Below are 18,581 nucleotides of genomic sequence, written 5' to 3' on the forward strand. Positions count from 1 at the left end.
AAGCTCAAGACAAGTTTCGAATATGAAAAAATACTTAACAATTGTAGCTCATTCAACAGACTCCTAACGACAGCCGCCTGTCTAAATTCAGGCCGAAAAAAGGAACGCCAACTGGCGTCCCTTTTTCTTACCGTCGAAAAGCTCGATGCAGTTTGGCAAATAGGCTGTGAAGAGCCTACATGGTCATGCCAGCCGCCTGAACCTTCTCGACCTGCTTCTTCTTCAGCACCAGCATAATCTGGGTCAGCATAACCGCTGCCAGGAAGGCCACTAGACCTTTGATGCGGTTGGGGCTTTGCAGCACGATTTCAGCATCCATCTGACCAAAGCCGCCCACGTTGGGGTTGGTGGTCAGGGGCTTGCCGGCTTCCACTACGTCACCCTCAGCCACAAGTAGCTCAGGACCAGCGGGAATGGTTTCGGTCACGGTGTTGCCTGCGTCTGCCTGGATGGTGACTTGGTAGCCACCCGCAGCCTGGGGCTCAACGTCGGTAACGGTGCCGGTCACAGTGGCGTTATAAACGGTGTTGTTGCTGGCCTGACCAGTCGGGTAGACCTGGCCACGACCGCGGTTGCCGCCAACGTGGATTTGATACTTGCCAAAGGCGACCGACTTATCTTGACCGGGGTCGGGAGCCAGTACGGGGAAGACAATTTCCTGGTACTGTTCGCCGGGCAGCGGGCCGACTAGGACAATGTTTTCCTGGGTGTCGCTGTAGGGCAGGAAGTAGGTGTTGCCAACTTCTTCCTTCAGCTCCTCAGAGATGCGATCGGCGGGAGCAATTTTGAAGCCCTCGGGGAGAACCACTACAGCACCGACGTTGAGGCCGCCCCGGCTGCCGTCGCCCAACACCTGCTGAGTGTTGAGATCGTAGGGAATTTCAACCTTTAGCTTAAACACAGAGTCGGGCAGAACTGACTGGGGCACTTCTACCTTGGTGGGTTTGGCGGCCAGGTGGCAGTTGGCACACACGATGCGGCCCGTGGCCTCACGAGGGACGGCGTAGTTTTCTTGGGCCCAAAACGGGTAAGCCTCGGCGGTCTGGGGCACCGCTAGCCAGCCAGCCAACACCGTCAGAACCGCAGCGCAGGTAATGGCGAGAGGGCGCAGGCCGTTGATTAACGAAGGGAGTCTATTCATGCGTTCAAAAGTTATGTCAACTGGGGTTATGTCAACGGGGGTGTGGCGTTGTAGCTTGCTAACACGCAGACTTAGCCTAAGACCACCAGGGCGACTCGCCGGTGCGGAAGTCGGTTTCAGTCCAATTGCTGAGGGTCACCTTATCGTCGTCGGTGACATCGGCATGGGCCAGGGCCAAAGACAGGGGCGCTGGGCCGCGCACTACTTTGCCGGTGGCATCGTACTGAGAGCCGTGGCACGGACACATGAACTTGTTTTCGCTGGCGTTCCAGGGAACCACACAGCCCAGGTGGGTACAGATCGAGCTGATGCCGTAGCTCTCTAGGGAACCGCTCTCCTGAATCACCAGGTAGGTGGGATCGCCCTTGAGGCCCTGCACCAGGACGCGATCGCCGGGGTTGTGAGCCGCCACAAATTGGCTGGCAATCACATCGTTGCCCAGCTCATTTTTGGCGGTGACCCCACCGCCACCACCACCACTCGAGGGGGGGATGAAGTATTTAATAACGGGATAGAGCATGCCCCCGACGGCCCCAGAGGCGGCCCCCAGCAGCAGCAGGTTCATAAATTGGCGTCGCCCCAAATCAGGGACATCGGAGGTTCCAGAAACTTGAGTCATAATCCAGACTGGTATACCTGTTTCAAATGAATAACAGCTATCAACGGCGGTAGCTGAGCAAGGCTAAACAAGCGGATGCGTGAACCCGTTACGCTAGCCTGGCAAGCCCTTTACGGGGCACCAATGTGGAGCAGTCCCGATGTCGCTGACCACGCCTTTAGCTTTACCAATCGTATTATTGCACCTTGCTGTTCTCAGAAAATCCCTGCCGAAAGTAAAAGCGAGGGGGCGATCGCATAGTCATAATCTCAAAACCCCAGGGAAAGCAGGTATAAGCGATAAAAAGGGACAAAAAGACACCCTTAAAAGTCAAAAAGAGCTTTAAGACCTAAAAGATCCTATTTTTTTCTGTTATATGCTCATTTTTGGCTAGTGAAGCCTCGGTGTAAGGGAGGTTGACCACTAGGACGTATCGTAAAGAAATGTATATGCGACAACGATAGCTAGAACAGAGGTAGGGGCGTGACAGGGGCAGATTTACAAGCGCTGTTAATAGACAAATGGGGCTACTCCTTTGACATTCAGTTTCGGCGTACCCAGGGCAAGATATTTCTTCAGGTGATGTGGCGATACCTAGAGCAGGTGTCGTTTCCCCTCAGTGAAGAGGAGTATTTGGCCCACCTCAATCAGGTCATGCTCTATCTGTACGAGTGGGGACAGGTGGAGTATGTGCAGCAGCAGATTGCCGAAACGCGCGATCGCCCCCGGCTAGGCAAAGCGGTCAGCATTCTCCTACCCCTAGGGGAACGCGCCTCAGAGTGGCTAACCGATGAGTTTTAACTAGCGCTCGTACAGCTCGATGGGTAGCTGGTCAGGGTCTTGAAAAAAGACAAAGCGTTTGCCCGTTAATTCATCTAGCCGAATTTCTTCTGTTGTCACCTGACAAGCGTGAAGGTGCTGAATAGCCGCCTCTAGATCCTCAACAACTAAGGCTAAATGCCTCAGACCCCGGGCTTCTGGCTGGGACGGACGGGGTGGCGGGTGGGGAAAGGAAAACAGCTCAATCTGAATTCCATCGGCTAGGCGCAGATCAAGCTTGTAGGACTGGCGCTCGGCTCGATAGGTCTCTCGTACCACAGCGCAGCCCAGCACCTGGGTGTAAAACTGCTTAGACTGAGCGTAATTGCTACAGATGATCGCAATGTGGTGAATCCCCTGACAAAATGCCATCACTCATTAAGATATTTGAGTGCCATGCGCTTCAGGATAGCAGTTTGCCCTGCGGGGGAACGCTGGCCTCATGGCATGCCCAAGCGGCATGGCACAACAGCATTTTAAGGATAATTGCTCAGAAGCTTTTTAGACTGGAATGCTACGATTTCCTAGGTGAACATGCTCAGAGGGCCTGATGTGATCCGTTCCGCCACTTTGCCGATGCAAACTCCGTCGCTATCGCACTTCGGAGATAACAACCGCCTCAAACTTTTTTCCGGCTCGGCCAACGTTGACCTGGCGCGCGAAGTGGCTCGCTACCTAGGGCTAGACCTCGGCCCTATGGTGCGTAAGCGCTTTGCCGATGGTGAGGTTTATATCCAGATTCAAGAGTCGATTCGCGGCTGTGACGTGTATCTAATTCAGCCCACCTGCTATCCGGTGAATGACCACCTGATGGAGCTGCTGATTATGATCGACGCTTGTAGGCGGGCTTCGGCGCGGCAGATCACCGCTGTGATTCCTTACTATGGCTATGCCCGCGCCGATCGCAAAACAGCCGGGCGCGAGTCAATCACCGCCAAGCTGGTGGCCAACCTGATGACCAAGGCTGGGGCCAGCCGAGTGTTGGCGATCGATCTCCACTCCGCCCAAATTCAGGGCTACTTCGATATTCCCTGCGACCATGTCTACGGCACCCCGGTGCTGATTGACTATATCTCCAGCAAAAAGCTGGAAGACTTGGTGGTGGTCTCCCCCGACGTGGGCGGGGTGGCCCGCGCTCGCGCCTTTGCCAAAAAGCTCAACGACGCCCCTCTGGCCATCATCGACAAGCGTCGCCAGGCCCACAACGTGGCAGAAGTGATGAACGTGGTGGGCGACGTGCGGGGCAAAACTGCCGTGCTAGTCGATGACATGATCGACACCGCTGGCACGATCTGTGAGGGGGCTCGCCTGCTCAAACAGGAGGGGGCGCGTCAGGTTTATGCCTGCGCCACCCATGCGGTGTTTTCTCCCCCGGCGGTGGAGCGCCTATCGGCGGGGCTATTTGAAGAAGTGATCGTCACCAACACGATCCCGATGACGGCCGCGCGGCAGTTTCCGCAGTTGACAGTGCTGTCAATGGCAAATTTGCTGGGTGAAGCTATCTGGCGCATCCACGAAGAAAGCTCCGTCAGCAGCATGTTTCGTTAGCAGCTAGACTGGGCGATTCCGGAACGGATACTCGTGCCGAGTGAGTTCCTGTTTCTGAGATGCCGCAGGCTTTACGCTGCGCAAATCGCAGCCATGATGCTGCACAAAAAAGGGGATACCTGATGGCATCCCCTTTTTGTGGTTTCTCGGAACTGCCAAGGTCAGTGGGACGGGCTAGGCGTCTTCGTCAACAAACTCGGGCTGCCCACTGCCTGGAATTGGCCAGTCGGCGTTTTCGCCCCCGATGTAGCAGGTCTCGATCACCACATACTCGCGGCTGAACTGCTCTAGGGTGTTGATCAAAACGTCAATAGCCAGGGCATCGCTGGTGCCCAGATCGAGCCAGCAGCGGGCCCAGAGCCCTTCATACTCGACTTCGCCCATGTTGTGCATCACCGAGAGCATGCTGTTGCTCAACTGCTCTTCGTTGTAGGGCAGGTAGCTGATATCGAGGCCCGTATCTTGCACCTGAAGGTTTTCGGCATTAAAGCCCCCCAGCTTGCCCAAGAAAAACCACGACGAAAAGACTTCATCGATGTACTGCTGCTCCATGGAGGAGGGCACGGTTTCAAATTTGAGCCAGATCCAAAGGTTAAAGAAGTCGCACTCGCGAAATTCAACCTGCATAGTTAAGCCCCATACTGCATTACTCAGCATAGGGCTTAACTTACTCGAACTGATGGGGGCTAGGGCTGGGGATTGCGCGATCGCTCCACGCAGACCTCTCCAGCGATGCCCTCAGCTTGGCAAGCCTCAAGCGTAATTTGCTGCACTGTTGAGGCCGGTAGCTGATCCGCGTAGGTCAACGCCGACTTATATAGGGGCAGACTGGCGTCGTACTTCTGCTGAAGAAATAGAATCTGAGCCTTGAGATAGATCAAATCAGGATTGTTGGGGGCAGCGGTTAGCGCTTTATCGACCTCGGCCAAGGCTTCGTCATAGCGCCCTAGGTCACGCATGCCAATAGCAACACCCCGGTGGGACAAATAGGCAGGGTTGCCGTTTTGCAGCCGAGCGATCGCCTGGTCGGGGTTAGCAAAGGGCAGATTGACCGCCAGCAGCAAATCCATGAAGCCTTTGAGCAGGCTGAGTTCTGGGTCGTTGGCGTCGATGCGCTCCGCCGCCGCTAGCTCGCTAAAAACCCGCTGTAGCAGGCGCAGGGCCGAGGGAGTGCCACGAGCGATCCCCTGGGTTTGCAGAACATGGGCACCTTCCATAAAAATGCCTACAGAGGTGTAGAGGTGGCCACGGAGGGGGTCTGATTCTTTGAGAGCGGTGGCCGTTTGCTGGGTAAGGCGGGCCTGTTCGGCCAGCTTGTCTAAATCTTTGTTGAGGTAGCCAAGGGCTGCTGCGATGGCGTAGTTCATCGGCTCATCGGGCTCAGCGGCGATCGCCTGCCCAACTAATGACTGGGCTGCGGTGTAGTTGCCTTCATAAAAGAGCGCGTTGAAAACGGCCTCAGTCTTGTCGCCAATTTCGTGGGGATCGTTGGGGCGAAACGGATCCCCAGCATGGGCCGACAGGGGAGCAAGCGCTAAAAAGGCTGTGGTGAGAGCACCAGCAGACAGTGCTTTTAGCCGCAAACTCAATCGAGATGGAGCCAGGCGAACGTGAAAAACCATAAATCAATTACCCCTTACGACCTGAACATCAAAACGGAACCGTATGACTTGGAGGGAAAGATGCCTGCTCAATCAGCCATCGTGATACCTGATGGCCCAATTGTGGCGAATTGCTTGGGGGTTTGCAGCGGTAATGTTACAGAAGCTACACTGGCCTAGCTCTCGGCAAACCGGCCCCGGCCTCTACCAATGGCAACCCAGTAGGGCACACTGGAGAAGGTATCGGCTATCGGCCATAGTAGCTGTACCGGTTTTCGCAGCATCTAGTTGACTTGTCTACTGTTTTACTGTGCGGGTGGAATGCTCTATCTTCGCCAACTGACCTATCACCCCCCGGCCAGCCCCAGGGCCATTTTGCAGGATATTTCCCTAGAGCTAGCGCCCCAGCAGCTAGGGCTGATCTACGGACCGAGCGGGTCGGGCAAGAGTACGCTGCTAGAGCTGATGGCAGGCTTTGCCCAGCCTACCCAAGGCGCGATTCAGTGGCGGCAGCAAGACCTTGACCCGGAGGCACTGCGGCAGCTAGCAGGGCTGGTGTTTCAGTTTCCTGAGCGCCACTTTTGCGGGCACAGCCTGCTGGAGGAACTACGCTTGGGCCATCCAGAAATGGCGCGTAACCAGATTGAGCAAGCGTTGCAGGCGGTAGGGTTAGAGCAGCTCTCCCTCAAGGCGGCGCCCCACGCCCTCAGCGGCGGGCAGCAGCGCCGCCTGGCTCTAGCCGTACAGCTGATTCGCAAGCCCTATCTGCTGCTGCTAGATGAGCCCACCGCTGGCCTAGACTGGTCGATGCGCCAGCAAATTCTTGCGCTGCTCAAGCAGCTCAAACAAAACTGGACGCTGCTGGTGGTGTCTCACGATGCCGACGAGCTGGCCGATCTCGCCGATCGCTGTTGGCATCTTGACCATGGCCGTCTGGCTCCGGTACCGACGACAACCCTTTCGACCACCGCCGGATAGGCACTTTAGGATTTTTATGGACATGCTACCTTCCCCCAGCGATCGCTGGCAGAGCACGCTGCACTGGCAGCCCAGCGATCGCCAGCAGCAGAGTTTTCAGCTGCTCTACGACGCTATTTTGGCGGCCAACCAGCAGGTCAACCTGACCCGCATCACCACCCCTGAGGATTTTTGGGAAAAGCACCTGTGGGATTCGCTCCAGGGTGTGGCCCCGTGGCTGACCGGAGCCAGTACCGACCCGCTAAAGGTAGTTGATGTTGGCACCGGGGGCGGCTTCCCGGGGCTGCCCGTGGCACTGGTGTTTCCCCACTGGGCGATCGCCCTGCTCGACGCCACCCGAAAAAAACTCGTCGCCCTTGAAACCGTCTGTGAAACTTTGGGGATCGCTAACGTCAGCTTTTTGCCCCAGCGAGCCGAGCAGGTGGCCCACCAGCCCATTCACCGCGAAGCCTATGACTTGGCTCTGCTACGGGCCGTCGGCCCCGTCAACACCTGTGCCGAGTATGCCCTGCCCTTGTTAACTCTAGGCGGCCAAGCCATTCTCTACCGAGGTCAGTGGTCGGCAGATGAGGAAGCTGGATTGACGGCCATCCTGCCACGTCTGGGCGGCAAACTATTGGAGGTGCGATCGCAGACGACACCCCTCACCCAGGGCGTTCGCCACAACGTTATTCTCACCAAGGTAGAGCGCACACCAGACAAGTTTCCGCGCCTGCCGGGGATCCCGTCGAAGACGCCGCTGGTGTAGGGGTGGATGGGTAGGGAGTGGGGGGTAGATACAGTATCTTTTCTGTCTCCCTACCCATCCACTCATCCACCCTCCTACTCATCCACTCACATTACCGTCTCCGCTCCTGAAGCTTGCGGTACACGTCTTTAATATCGACCCCGTGGTGGGCCAGGGCAACGAGGGTGTGATACATCAGGTCGGCGGCTTCTCCAGCGATCGCATCGGCGTCATCGTCCTTGCAGGCCATTACGACTTCGGCGGCTTCTTCGCCAATTTTTTTGAGAATTTTGTTGTCACCCCCGGCCAGCAGCTTGCAGGTGTAGGAGTCGGGGTTGGGGTGGTCGCGGCGATCGCAGATCACCCCAAACACCTGAGACAAAGTATCGGCAGGGGGCGCGATCTTGTGGTCGTCTACTTGGTGAAAGCAGCTGCGCTCGCCCGTGTGACAGGCGATGTCGCCCAGTTGTTCGACAGTCACTAGCAGGGCATCGCTGTCGCAGTCGTAGCGGATGGCCTTGACCCGCTGCACGTGGCCGGAGGTTTCGCCCTTGTGCCAAAACTCTTGGCGCGATCGGCTCCAAAACCAGGTTTCGCCGCTGTCTAGGGTGCGCTGGAGCGATTCGGCGTTCATCCAGGCCATCATCAGCACTGTGCCATCAAGGTGGTCTTGCACAATGGCAGGCACTAGCCCCTGGTCGTTGTAGCAAATGCGATCGACGGGCACAGCGGCGGCAAAGGGTGAAGACGGAGAGGTGACCATGGTACGGGCGGCAAAACATCCTTACCCACTCTAGTATTTCTTTGCCTTCGCCCTGCTCTCACGCTCCAGAAAGGGCGAGTCACTGCGTCTCAACCCAGAGGCCACTCTCATAAACGCTCAACCTGATACAAAACGCGGATTAGGCCAATTTGCTACCAACTTTTCTGCCAACAAAAGTTAACATAGTAATTAACAAACCTTCAGCTAAGTCCAGTCTGGCCATCTGCCCTGATCAGGGGCGCTTTGCCCAAGGGCTGGGCTCATTCGACCCTACTATCTACAGACGCAGGAGAGCTTCATGACTGGATTTATTCGCGGGCTGTTTAGCGGCAAAGCTAAGAACCCCGGAGAAGCAGATCGCCCCGTACGGCAAAAGCCTGCTCCTCAACAGCCCACCATCAAACAGGTGGGGGGAGCTTATTTTTTAAACGAAGATGATGCTAAGAGCTACGGCAACATCGAGTACATGCGCTCGTCTAAAACTGTGCGCCGCACCTTCGCCAAAAAGCGGGGCGAAACCGTAGAAAAAGAGAGCATTCGTCAGATTTCTGCGCTAGAGGCCAAAAGACTGCAGGAGCAGGGCCTAGCTGTGGAAAAGATTGCCCCGTCTGAAGTTTCTATTCAACCTGCTGTCAAGAAGGATGCTAGCGCCGAGCGCCGCAAGGTCGATACTAACCTCGACATGTTTCGCAAAATGGCTAAGGACATGAAGAAGTAGTCAATGGGTCTTTTCTTCTAGGGCTAAAGCCCTGCCAATAAATAACGGGGACGCAGCTAGGCTGCGTCCTTTTTTGTCCTCATTTTTATGGAAAAATTACGGCAATAGATTTTTCTCTCAAAGATGAATTAGCCAGATAGCGCAAGAGTCAACAACCTGGGCCCATTTTTCGTTACCTTTGGTAAAGATTCGTTTACTCCCCGCCTTTGGAGCCACCCATGCTGCGTTTAGAGCACATCAGCAAGATTTATCCCACCGGGGAGGTTCTCAAGGACGTGAACTGGGAGGTGAAGCCAGGCGATCGCATTGGTCTCGTTGGCGTCAACGGTGCCGGCAAATCGACCCAGCTCAAAATTATCACCGGTAAGATTGAGCCCACCACGGGCACCATCATCCGTCCCGCTGACCTCAAGATTGCCTACCTGTCGCAAGAGTTTGAGGTTGACCCCAGCCACACCGTGCGCGACGAATTTTGGACAGTGTTTAAAGAGGCCAACGAAGTGCAGTCAAAGCTGCACCACATTCCCACCCTGATGGAGACCGCCGATCCCGACGAGCTAGACCGATTGATCCACGAGCTAGACAAGCTCCAGCGGCGATTTGATGCCCTGGGCGGCTATGGGCTAGAGTCGCAGATTGAGAAAATTTTGCCCGAAATGGGCTTTGAGGCCAGCGACGGCGATCGCTACGTCAGCGAGTTTAGCGGTGGCTGGCAGATGCGCATGGGCCTAGGCAAAATCTTGCTGCAAGCCCCCGACGTGCTGCTGCTCGACGAGCCCACCAACCACCTCGATCTCGACACCATTGAGTGGCTGGAGGGCTATCTCAAAAAGCTCACTACCCCCATGGTGATCGTCTCCCACGACCGAGAATTTCTCGATCGCCTCTGCACCCAGATCGTTGAGACCGAGCGAGGGGTTTCGACCACCTACCTGGGCAACTACACCGCCTACTTGACCCAAAAAGAAGAAAGCCTGGCCGCCCAGCTCAGCACCTTCGAGCGCCAGCAAAAAGAGATTGCCAAGCAGCAGGCCTTTGTCGATCGCTTTCGGGCCAGCGCCACCCGCAGCACCCAGGCCAAAAGCCGCGAAAAGCAGCTCGATAAAGTCGAGCGCATTGAGGCTCCTACCGGCAGCGTGCGCACGCTGCACTTCCGCTTTCCCCCCGCTCCCCGCAGCGGACGCGAGGTGGTCACCATTAGCGATCTCACCCACAACTACGACGAGAAGATCCTGTTTCTGGGGACAAATTTATTGATTGAACGGGGCGATCGCATCGCCTTTCTGGGCCACAACGGCTCGGGCAAATCGACCCTGCTGCGGATGATCGCCGGGCTAGAAACTCCCACCGATGGCCGGGTTGAAGTGGGTAACCACAACGTGATCCCCAGCTATTTTGAGCAAAATCAGGCCGAGGCCCTCGATCTCGAAAAAACCGTGATCGCCACCATCCACGACGAAGTGCCCGACTGGACTAACGAAGAAGTCCGCACCCTGCTGGGGCGCTTTCTGTTCACAGGCGACATGGCCTTTAAGCAAGTCAAAGCCCTCAGCGGCGGCGAAAAGGCCCGCCTAGCCCTGGCCAAAATGCTGCTGCGCCCCGCCAACCTGATGATGCTCGACGAGCCCACCAACCACCTCGATATCCCCGCCAAAGAAATGTTGGAAGAAGCCCTCCAGCACTACGACGGCACGGTGCTGCTGGTCTCCCACGATCGCTACTTTATCTCCCGCGTAGCCACCAAAATTGTGGAAATTCGCGATGGCGAACTCCGCCTGTACCGGGGCGACTACCATTACTACCTCGATAAAGTGGCGGAAGAGGTCGAGGCCGAAAAGCGAGCCGCCCTGGAGGCTGAGAAAAAAGCCAAAGCCGACGCCAAGCGCCAGCAGCAGCAGGCCAAACGCAAAGCAGGCGCTACAAAATGACGCGGATGTAGAGTAATATGCAATTTATAAAAAATCTTTCTTAAATTGCACCTTAACCTGGTCATTTGCTTGTAAAGCGCGTTTAGGCTGGGTCTAAAGTACAGTTGCTAGCTTTTCATGCTGTGGGTGTGCTCCCTCAGCAGCGAACTAAACGTGTATTTACCCGACGCGATCGCTTGAAGCGCCCCACAAATGACCATTCCAGCGCCGTCTCAGCTCAGACTGGGGCCAAATTTCTGGATAGTATGATCGCTGAGACGTTAGTCCAACTCCCAAGGATTCTTACCTATGAGTCAAGCGTCAATCCCGCCGATGGTTTTAATCATTCTCGACGGCTGGGGATATCGGGAAAACACCGACGGCAACGCTGTCGCTGCCGCAAAGACTCCGGTTATGGACAGTCTATGGGCCGCTTATCCCCACACCCTGATTCGCACCTCAGGCAAAGATGTGGGGCTGCCTGACGGTCAAATGGGGAACTCCGAAGTGGGCCACCTCAACATTGGAGCCGGGCGTATTGTGCCTCAAGAATTGGTGCGGATCTCTGATGCCGTAGAAGACGGCACCCTGCAAGAGAACGAGGCTCTACTAGAGGTGTGTCAGGCGGTGCGCTACCGCAACAGCAAGCTGCACTTAGTGGGGCTGTGCTCTGAGGGGGGCGTGCACTCTCACCTCTCACACCTGTTTGGTCTGCTGGAGATGGCCAAGGCCCAAGACATTGACGAGGTTTGCGTTCACGTCATCACCGACGGTCGTGACACCAAGCCTACCGAAGGCCAGGTGGCGGTACAAAAAATTCAGGATTACGTTGATCAACTCGGCCTGGGCCGCTTGGTCACCCTCAGCGGTCGCTACTACGCCATGGATCGCGACAACCGCTGGGATCGCGTCGAGAAGGCCTACCGAGTGATGACCGACCCCGGCGAGGGCAGCGGCAAAACCGCCCTGGAAGCCCTGATGGAATCCTACGAACAAGAGATCAACGATGAATTTGTCGAGCCAGTGCGGCTGGCCCCCGGTGCGATCGCCCCAGAGGACGGCGTGATCTTCTTTAACTTCCGCCCCGATCGCGCTCGCCAGCTCACCCAGGCTCTAGTTGATCCCAACTTCAAAGGCTTTGAGCGGGAGTTAATCGCTCCGCCCAACTTCGTCACCATGACCCAGTACGACCCAGAAATGCCGGTAAAGGTCGCCTTTCAGCCCCAAAACCTGAGCAATATTTTGGGCGAAGTAGTGGCCAACAATGGGCTTAAGCAGTTTCGCACCGCCGAGACCGAAAAGTACGCCCACGTCACCTACTTCTTTAACGGTGGGTTGGAAGAACCCCTAGAGGGCGAAGACCGGGAACTGGTATCGAGTCCTATGGTCGCAACCTACGACAAGGCTCCGGCCATGTCGGCAGAAGCGGTAACCAACACTGCCCTAGCGGCCATTCAAAAAGGGATTTATTCCCTGGTGGTGATCAACTACGCCAACCCCGACATGGTCGGCCACACCGGCAAAATGGAGTCTACAATCACGGCGCTCCAGGCCGTTGACCACGAGCTGGGCCGCCTGATTGACGGTGTTGGCAAGGCTGGTGGTACCGCCATTATCATTGCTGACCACGGCAATGCCGAGCTGATGTGGGACGAAAACCATAAGCCCTGGACCGCTCACACCACCAACCCAGTGCCATTTATTTTAGTTGAAGGCGAGAAGCTCAAGGTACCTGCCTACGGTGGCGATGTTAACCTGCGCGAAGACGGGCGGCTGTCTGACATTGCCCCGACCATTCTGCAAATTCTGGGTCTGCCCCAGCCCCAGGAAATGACCGGGCGCTCAATGTTTCTCCCCGCCGATGTAGAAATTCGCAACAACCGTACCCCGGTCAAACTCTCCCGCTAGTGCTAGCCCAAGGGGCATCTAGAAGGGCTGAGAAGCTTGGGGTATAGTGAAGAATGGGCATTATTTTGAGCAGGTTAATCTAGGAACGCGATGATAGTCACCACAATTTTGAAAGTTATCTGGATGGTTGCCGCCGTGGGCCTTACGGCCATGGTGCTGCTGCACAGCCCTAAGGGCGATGGTTTGGGTGGCCTAGGTGGCCAAGCCCAGCTATTTACCAGCACCAAAAGCGCTGAAACCACCCTTAACCGCGTCACCTGGACATTGACCGTGCTGTTCATGGGTCTGACGGTAGTGCTGAGCGCGGGCTGGCTTGATGTGGCGGCTACGCCCCCTGCCCTTTAAAAGCCTTAAATTTCTGACTATAGGAACGGTTCTCATCCTATGCTCGATTCAATACCCTTGATTCAATGGTGGGCAGTTGTGTAGGGACACGCGCCGTTTGCCCTAAGCAGCCGAAAGTCCCAGGAAACTAACGGGCTTGATTAGAGCCTACAAAGATAAAGAACAGGAAAAAGCCTCTGACTTAGTTAAGTCGGAGGCTTTTTCTATAGACCATTTATCGGTGGGGATCACCAATCGCCAGACATTACCGCCAAAGCCTGACCTGTGGTGGAGACAATGCTTAACGGTAACCTCTGCCCCCTCTCGCGACGGGGAAACTGCACTAGCTGTAAACCAGTGCCTACAGGCTCAACGGTGACCAAGTACTGATCGTCTTGCCATTCTAGGTTGACCAAGCGGTGATGCAGCAGCCACATTTCTGCCAGCTCTCCCTGGTTAATCTGCTCGGGTTGATCCCCGCTATAGCAGTCCCACAAGTCATCCATCGCCGTCCACACGCCAGAGAGGTAAAGGGGATCGGTGCGGGCGCTGAGTCCGTAGGTGGTAAACACAAAGGCTTCGTGACTCCACCAGGCTTTGGCTAGCTCAATCATGGGATCGGTATCGAGTACTTCACCGTAGTAGGGCATGGCTTCTAGCTGCTTAGTTTGAGCGATCGCCGAGGGGCGCTCCCACTCAGGTAGATGGGCACAAATCGTGGCGGCGATCGCATCCAAAGACCGGTCTTGCTTACCTAGAGAGGTAGTTCCAATCTCTGCGATCCCCGCTTCTGCTACTAGGGGCGCTTCTACTTGAGCTAAATAGTTGTCAAGAGCTGGCACCGCAGAGCCAGTGCCCATTAGCCCGGACTGCAAAGGGCTAATGGAGTTAAACGCCTGAGCCTGGGTCGGCTGGGCAGAAACGGTTAACAACCCCGCTGAACCAACACCAAGGGTAAGAAGCAAAGCCGTAGCAAACAGGTGACTCATCGAAGGGTAGGTGGGGATGGAGAAAGCAAGAATGCTTGGCGTTAGAGCAAGCGCCAAAGCAATGAAACAGGTGCAGCCACGCTGCCAAGAGTCCGAGAACCCAAGCGAGCTATTTTCCAAGTGGATAGGAGTTAAGGCTCAAATCCGGCAGTAAGCGGCGGGTTATTGGCCTGCTGTTTAACCACAGCGGGTCAAAGAACTAGACCACCAGGTTTGCCTAGCTCGTGACTGGACTTTTGTTAACTGGGGCAAGCCCGACACGTAGGGCTGTGGGGGGAAAGCCCGAGGTTAACAAACACGGCACTGAGCCGTGGGCAAAGCTCTGATATAAGGCTAGGGCGCGATCGCCGACAACCCTCTTCTAGCAAGACTTTAGCTTACTACTAAGATAGCGTTTGAGAAGCTTTCTGAGCACACCGATGTCCACTATCTTTGGGATTATTTTTGGGGCATAGGTGATTGCTTACTCTGGCTCAGGGGGAGGTAGGGGCGGTGCTTCTGCGGCTCGCGGCACAGCCGGTAGGGGATCAGCGCTGTAGACCGGCTTCACCGGCACCAACGTTAGCTGACGAGGGCTAGTGGGCGACGGCTGTACCCCCTGGCGGCGACGGTTGGAGATGGCTTCTTCGGTAGTTTCTTCGGCCACCACTTCGTAAAGCATGGCCTGCTTGTTGCCGCTGCCCTTGCGTAAAATTCGCCCCAGCCGCTGCACATACTCGCGCGTGGAGCCGCTGCCGGAGAGCAAAATGGCTACCCGTGCCTCAGGCACATCCACCCCTTCGTTGAGTACGTGGCTAACCACCAGGGTAGGGTACTGACCACTGCGAAAATCTTGGAGAATGGCGTGGCGCTCTTTGACTGGCGTTTGGTGGGTAATTGCGGGGATCAGGAAGGTTTCGGAAATGTGGTAAACCGTAGCATTGTCATTAGTAAATATGATCGTGCGATCGGGGTGGTGTTGAGCGAGCAGGTCGGCCAGCACTCGTAGTTTGCCTTCGGTGCCCAGGGCGATCGCCCGCGCCTCTCGGTGGGCCAGCATCGCTCGTCGCCCCCCTGGAGATTGGGCACTGGCCCGCACAAACCGCTGCCACCCCTGGGCCGAGCTGAGCCAGATGTTGGCCTCCTGCAAAAAGCGGTTGCGCTGGGCGATTAGCTGGTCGTAGCGCGATCGCTCCTGGTTCGACAGCTTCACCCGAATCGGCACAATCTGAAACGGAGCCAGGGCATCCCCCGACAGATCCGCCGCTGATTTGGCATAAACCACTGGTCCCAGCAGATGGGTCAAATCCTCATGGCGTCCGTCGGCGCGATCGGGGGTGGCAGTGAGCCCCAGGCGATAGGGCGCGATGGAATATTCCGCAATCACCCGATTAAAGTCGCTGGGTAGGTGGTGGCACTCGTCACAGATCAGCAGGGCATACTGGTTGCCCAAACTCTCGGCGTGGATGGCGGCGCTGTCGTAGGTGGCGACTAAAATCGGGGTGCGATCCTTTGATCCCCCACCTAAAAGCCCCACCTCGACATCGGGAAAGGCTGCCTCTAAATGGGCATACCACTGGTGCATTAAGTCCAATGTCGGCACGGTGATCAGTGTCGGTCGAGGCGTGGCCTGCATCGCCATCTGGGCCAGAAAGGTTTTGCCGCTGGCGGTGGGCAGCACCACTACGCCCCGCCAGCGTTGGTCGATCCAGGCCTGGAGAGCTTCTGTTTGGTGGGGGTAGGGTTCTAGACTCAGCCGGGGATCAAGATCGAGCGGCTTAAAGGTGTGGGCCTGGTCATTGAAGGTTACTTGCTCAGCCCGCAGCCTTTCGACCAGAGCGCGATACTGCTGAGCGGGGATGCGAAACTTCTCGATGCGATCGTCCCAGTGGGCGAAGTCTACCCAGCTTTTGCCTCGCGGCGGTGGATGCAGAATCAGGGTACCGCGATCGTAGGTGAGGGTGGGTGTGCGCCCCATGGTGGTTAATGGCTACTGGGGTTATTGTAGCGGGAGGCTGACCTGAAGGATTCCGGCAAGCTACAGCTCAGGCCGTCTCACCCTCTCCATCTCCCCTACCTTCCTCACCGTCTCTCACCGTCCACTTCACTCCGGCGCGTTCCCAATCTCCTCACTCTTGCCCCGCACTGGCGGCAGCTTGTCTACCAGACCCATTTCAAAGGCGGTGTCAGGCAGGTCGCCCGCAATATATTTACCCGGTTCAAACACGCGACCGGGGGTAAAGCACATCTGTCGCAGCTCCACGATCTCGGTATTCAAGAACATGGTGCGCGATAAGCGTCGTTCGAGGCCCATAGCTGTCTCCTATTCGTCTAGCTGCCAGAGTTCGCGGTTGTAGTTTTCATCCAAAATGCGCTTGGGCCGCAGAATCAGAATCATTTTGCCCAAGATGGGGGTTTCAATGGGGTTCGGTGACCAAACTAGGGCGAGCTGATCGCCCTCGGCGGTGAGAAAGTAGCCGTCGTCATCCCAGGTGCGATCGCTGCGATCGACCACCACCAGCACCGTGTCATCGGCGGCATCGGCGGGATAGTTGGGCAACTGCCGGGCCTGGGTGAGAATGCCCACCGGATCTTCAGCGCGAAAGATCACCTGCCAGCCGGGTACCGCTATCCAGGCGCTGGCCCCGTTGGCGCTGACCATGCTGAAGGGTTCTTCCGCCACCACCACGGGCACCGCCTTCAGGTCATCCACCGTCAGCGGCATCTGCCCCACCACGGGGATCATGCGCGGCAGTTCGCTTTCGGTTTCGAGCCGGTAGAGGGGCAGCCGGGGGGCAGGGCGGTCTTTGACGACCGTAAAGTCGGTCAGCAGCTTTTCGATGTGCTGGCGGGCGGTGGGGCTCTGGGCAAAGCGCAGGCCTTGGGCAATCAGGCGCGAGCGATCTTGCAGGTCATCGTTTTGGCGGGCCAGCTTCCAAAAGTGGTAGGCGATCGCATCCCCCGGCCCATCGCTAAAGCCCTCGGGCTTGTCTTTGCGGTAGGCATATTCTTTGATCGGCTTTACCAGATCGCGCACCTCCTCAGAGTCGATGCCGTGCTGACGAATAAAGTCGGCGGTGGCGGCGCGATCGCCCTGGGAAAGCACCCGCAGCTCATAAAGCGCGTCGCTGCCCCGCTCGGTAAAGTGGGCCACGGTCGCCTCCGCCACCCCTATCTTGAGAATGGATTGGTAGACCTGCTCCGCCACCATGATCTGGTTTTGGTGAATGGGCTCAAAGCCGGTTTCTTCAAAAATTTGCTGGGGGGTGTACCGCGCCTTTTGCAGCGCCTGGCAGCCCTGGGCCCAGTTCACCCAGGTGCCCTCCTTACGCCGCAGCCGCAGCAAAACATCCTGCACCGCATCGGCATCGGGGGGAGACGAAGAACCAGGATAAACCATTGCCATTGCCACGTGAATACTTACAGTCTTCCTGACTCTATCGCGGATGGCTGCCCTTCACCGCTACCGTCGAATAAAACTCAGGGAAAATTTGGGGTTGACGACGGTACCCCCCGTAGGTCACTATTGTTGATGCGCTCAGCGAAAGAGTTGACGCACAAGGGGCTATAGCTCAGTTGGTAGAGCACTTGCATGGCATGCAAGGGGTCAGCGGTTCGAATCCGCTTAGCTCCATAGATATACGAGAAGTATGTGACGTTGAGTGGCAGCTGTGCGTTTACCCATAAGCGTACTCGTTTGGTACGCTTATGCTTCCAAAACTGCGTGGTACGCTTATGCTTCCCATGTTTTGGTAAGGATATGGTTCCAAATCACTCTGAGAATTCCAAAAAAATTATAATGCATTGGTACTATATGCCTCCCAGTTACGATTGCTAGGGTCAGGCTCCTCGGTATTAATCGCGCGCGATGCTGCCAAAATTCGACCTCCAGGTGGTGCACCACCTGGAGGTCGAATTTTGCGAGGTTTAGGTCTATTCAGCCACCCGTTGCGACAATCGGGCAATCTCTGCGAGCATGGCTCGAACCGTCTCACGGAAGGCCCGATGCTCACTTTCATTGCGGGCGCGGGCGCGGTCACCCCTGGCCAATGCCTCATCAATTCGCCGCCGGTCGGCCCTAGCCTCATCCAGCAGGGTGTAGAAGCGCTGGGTATGCAACTCCTGCTTGCGGTCAGCGCGTTGTCGGTCAGCCCTAGCCTCTTCCATTAGGGTGTTGAAGCGCTGATTATGCTCCTCGTGGAGCTGGTCAAAGCGTGCCCGGCCAACACCCTGGTTGTCCTCGATTCTCACGCCTAGGTCAGCTCTGGTAAAGCCAGTCGCCTCCTCGGTATCTACCTTCACCTGCTTAACGCGATTTCTCCATGCCTCAACTGCGCGGGTGTTGCTATCGGCGATGGCGCGGGTTTCTCGCAGGCCAGCAGCATTCTCCTCGACGATAGCCAGAGTGCGTGCCTGGCTCTCTGCCAGGGTGGCCAGCAGAGCTTCTATCCGGTCTAGTCGATCGCTACTGATGCCATAGGGATTTTTGGTTTCTGAATTTATCGTCGCATTCGAGTCAGGAGAGTTGAGCATCGCCGCCAGAGAAAGGGGTCTCTGGTGTTCATTGAATTTGTCCTATTT

The 18,581-nt window shown here is 56.5% G+C and carries 20 protein-coding genes and 1 tRNA gene; 10 read left to right on the forward strand and 11 right to left on the reverse strand.

All coding sequences use genetic code 11. The features are described from left to right. Positions 1–175 precede the first annotated feature (175 nt). Both petA and petC read right to left on the reverse strand, forming a co-directional pair. Positions 176–1,141 (reverse strand): cytochrome f, encoded by a 966-nt coding sequence (petA, locus tag H6G07_RS05075; protein WP_139296928.1) that lies wholly within the window; start codon positions 1,139–1,141, stop codon positions 176–178. A 76-nt stretch (positions 1,142–1,217) separates the two neighbouring features. Next, positions 1,218–1,760, reverse strand: coding sequence for a cytochrome b6-f complex iron-sulfur subunit (gene petC / locus H6G07_RS05080; RefSeq protein WP_073607256.1), 543 nt, complete (start codon positions 1,758–1,760; stop codon positions 1,218–1,220). A gap of 139 nt (positions 1,761–1,899) precedes the next feature. Here petC and H6G07_RS05085 point away from each other — a divergent pair, with 139 nt between their 5' ends. After that, positions 1,900–2,085, forward strand: a complete 186-nt coding sequence (locus H6G07_RS05085) for a hypothetical protein (protein ID WP_139296927.1) — start codon at positions 1,900–1,902, stop codon at positions 2,083–2,085. Positions 2,086–2,222: 137 nt separating this feature from the next. Next, a complete protein-coding gene (locus tag H6G07_RS05090; RefSeq protein WP_073607255.1) occupies positions 2,223–2,540 on the forward strand; it encodes a DUF3067 family protein in 318 nt (105 codons plus the stop codon). On the opposite strand, the gene gloA2 is transcribed toward H6G07_RS05090, so the two are convergent. Continuing rightward, a complete protein-coding gene (gloA2, locus tag H6G07_RS05095; protein ID WP_073607254.1) occupies positions 2,541–2,930 on the reverse strand; it encodes an SMU1112c/YaeR family gloxylase I-like metalloprotein in 390 nt (129 codons plus the stop codon). Positions 2,931–3,110: 180 nt separating this feature from the next. Here gloA2 and H6G07_RS05100 point away from each other — a divergent pair, with 180 nt between their 5' ends. Beyond that, positions 3,111–4,106: a ribose-phosphate pyrophosphokinase gene (locus H6G07_RS05100; RefSeq protein WP_280522643.1), complete on the forward strand. Its 996-nt coding sequence runs from the start codon at positions 3,111–3,113 to the stop codon at positions 4,104–4,106. Positions 4,107–4,280: 174 nt separating this feature from the next. Here the strand turns inward: H6G07_RS05100 and H6G07_RS05105 are convergent, their stop codons facing one another. Both H6G07_RS05105 and H6G07_RS05110 read right to left on the reverse strand, forming a co-directional pair. Continuing rightward, entirely contained in the window at positions 4,281–4,733 is a 453-nt protein-coding gene (locus tag H6G07_RS05105) for a DUF3531 family protein (protein ID WP_073607252.1), read from the reverse strand. A 59-nt stretch (positions 4,734–4,792) separates the two neighbouring features. Continuing rightward, positions 4,793–5,728, reverse strand: coding sequence for a Sll0314/Alr1548 family TPR repeat-containing protein (locus H6G07_RS05110; protein WP_199311918.1), 936 nt, complete (start codon positions 5,726–5,728; stop codon positions 4,793–4,795). A gap of 300 nt (positions 5,729–6,028) precedes the next feature. On the opposite strand from H6G07_RS05110, the gene H6G07_RS05115 reads away from it, so the two are divergent. Both H6G07_RS05115 and rsmG read left to right on the forward strand, forming a co-directional pair. Beyond that, positions 6,029–6,685, forward strand: coding sequence for an ABC transporter ATP-binding protein (locus H6G07_RS05115; RefSeq protein ID WP_073607251.1), 657 nt, complete (start codon positions 6,029–6,031; stop codon positions 6,683–6,685). Positions 6,686–6,707: 22 nt separating this feature from the next. Beyond that, positions 6,708–7,433: a 16S rRNA (guanine(527)-N(7))-methyltransferase RsmG gene (gene rsmG / locus H6G07_RS05120; RefSeq protein WP_338420681.1), complete on the forward strand. Its 726-nt coding sequence runs from the start codon at positions 6,708–6,710 to the stop codon at positions 7,431–7,433. Positions 7,434–7,524: 91 nt separating this feature from the next. On the opposite strand, the gene hisIE is transcribed toward rsmG, so the two are convergent. After that, complete coding sequence (gene hisIE, locus H6G07_RS05125) at positions 7,525–8,175, reverse strand: bifunctional phosphoribosyl-AMP cyclohydrolase/phosphoribosyl-ATP diphosphatase HisIE (protein WP_073607249.1); 651 nt, start codon at positions 8,173–8,175, stop codon at positions 7,525–7,527. Positions 8,176–8,473: 298 nt separating this feature from the next. Between hisIE and H6G07_RS05130 the strand changes: the two genes are divergently transcribed. The 4 genes from H6G07_RS05130 to secG all read left to right on the forward strand — a co-directional run bounded on the left by H6G07_RS05130 (position 8,474) and on the right by secG (position 13,053). Continuing rightward, complete coding sequence (locus tag H6G07_RS05130) at positions 8,474–8,893, forward strand: hypothetical protein (protein WP_073607248.1); 420 nt, start codon at positions 8,474–8,476, stop codon at positions 8,891–8,893. A gap of 218 nt (positions 8,894–9,111) precedes the next feature. Continuing rightward, positions 9,112–10,821 carry an ABC transporter ATP-binding protein gene (locus H6G07_RS05135; RefSeq protein ID WP_073607247.1) on the forward strand — a complete coding sequence of 570 codons (1,710 nt, stop codon included), beginning with the start codon at positions 9,112–9,114 and terminating at the stop codon, positions 10,819–10,821. A gap of 288 nt (positions 10,822–11,109) precedes the next feature. Beyond that, the gene (gene gpmI, locus H6G07_RS05140) at positions 11,110–12,708 is read left to right on the forward strand and encodes a 2,3-bisphosphoglycerate-independent phosphoglycerate mutase (RefSeq protein WP_073607246.1); all 1,599 of its coding nucleotides are present in this window, start codon (positions 11,110–11,112) and stop codon (positions 12,706–12,708) included. A 90-nt stretch (positions 12,709–12,798) separates the two neighbouring features. After that, positions 12,799–13,053: a preprotein translocase subunit SecG gene (secG, locus tag H6G07_RS05145; protein ID WP_073607245.1), complete on the forward strand. Its 255-nt coding sequence runs from the start codon at positions 12,799–12,801 to the stop codon at positions 13,051–13,053. Positions 13,054–13,280: 227 nt separating this feature from the next. Here the strand turns inward: secG and H6G07_RS05150 are convergent, their stop codons facing one another. From H6G07_RS05150 to H6G07_RS05165, 4 genes are all read right to left on the reverse strand, one after another. Next, entirely contained in the window at positions 13,281–14,021 is a 741-nt protein-coding gene (locus tag H6G07_RS05150; protein ID WP_073607244.1) for a hypothetical protein, read from the reverse strand. A 463-nt stretch (positions 14,022–14,484) separates the two neighbouring features. Further along, the gene (locus tag H6G07_RS05155; protein ID WP_073607243.1) at positions 14,485–15,978 is read right to left on the reverse strand and encodes a DEAD/DEAH box helicase family protein; all 1,494 of its coding nucleotides are present in this window, start codon (positions 15,976–15,978) and stop codon (positions 14,485–14,487) included. Positions 15,979–16,104: 126 nt separating this feature from the next. Continuing rightward, positions 16,105–16,314: a hypothetical protein gene (locus tag H6G07_RS05160; RefSeq protein ID WP_073607242.1), complete on the reverse strand. Its 210-nt coding sequence runs from the start codon at positions 16,312–16,314 to the stop codon at positions 16,105–16,107. Between the two features lie 9 nt (positions 16,315–16,323). Beyond that, the gene (locus tag H6G07_RS05165) at positions 16,324–17,400 is read right to left on the reverse strand and encodes a RuBisCO accumulation factor 1 (RefSeq protein WP_073607241.1); all 1,077 of its coding nucleotides are present in this window, start codon (positions 17,398–17,400) and stop codon (positions 16,324–16,326) included. Positions 17,401–17,561: 161 nt separating this feature from the next. Here H6G07_RS05165 and H6G07_RS05170 point away from each other — a divergent pair. After that, positions 17,562–17,634, forward strand: a tRNA-Ala gene (locus H6G07_RS05170). A 299-nt stretch (positions 17,635–17,933) separates the two neighbouring features. Here the strand turns inward: H6G07_RS05170 and H6G07_RS05175 are convergent. After that, positions 17,934–18,533, reverse strand: coding sequence for a hypothetical protein (locus H6G07_RS05175; protein WP_073607240.1), 600 nt, complete (start codon positions 18,531–18,533; stop codon positions 17,934–17,936). Positions 18,534–18,581: the final 48 nt, after the last annotated feature.

This window comes from Phormidium tenue FACHB-1052, from assembly GCF_014696675.1.
In the GTDB taxonomy this organism is placed as follows: Bacteria; Cyanobacteriota; Cyanobacteriia; order Phormidesmidales; family Phormidesmidaceae; genus Nodosilinea; species Nodosilinea tenuis_A.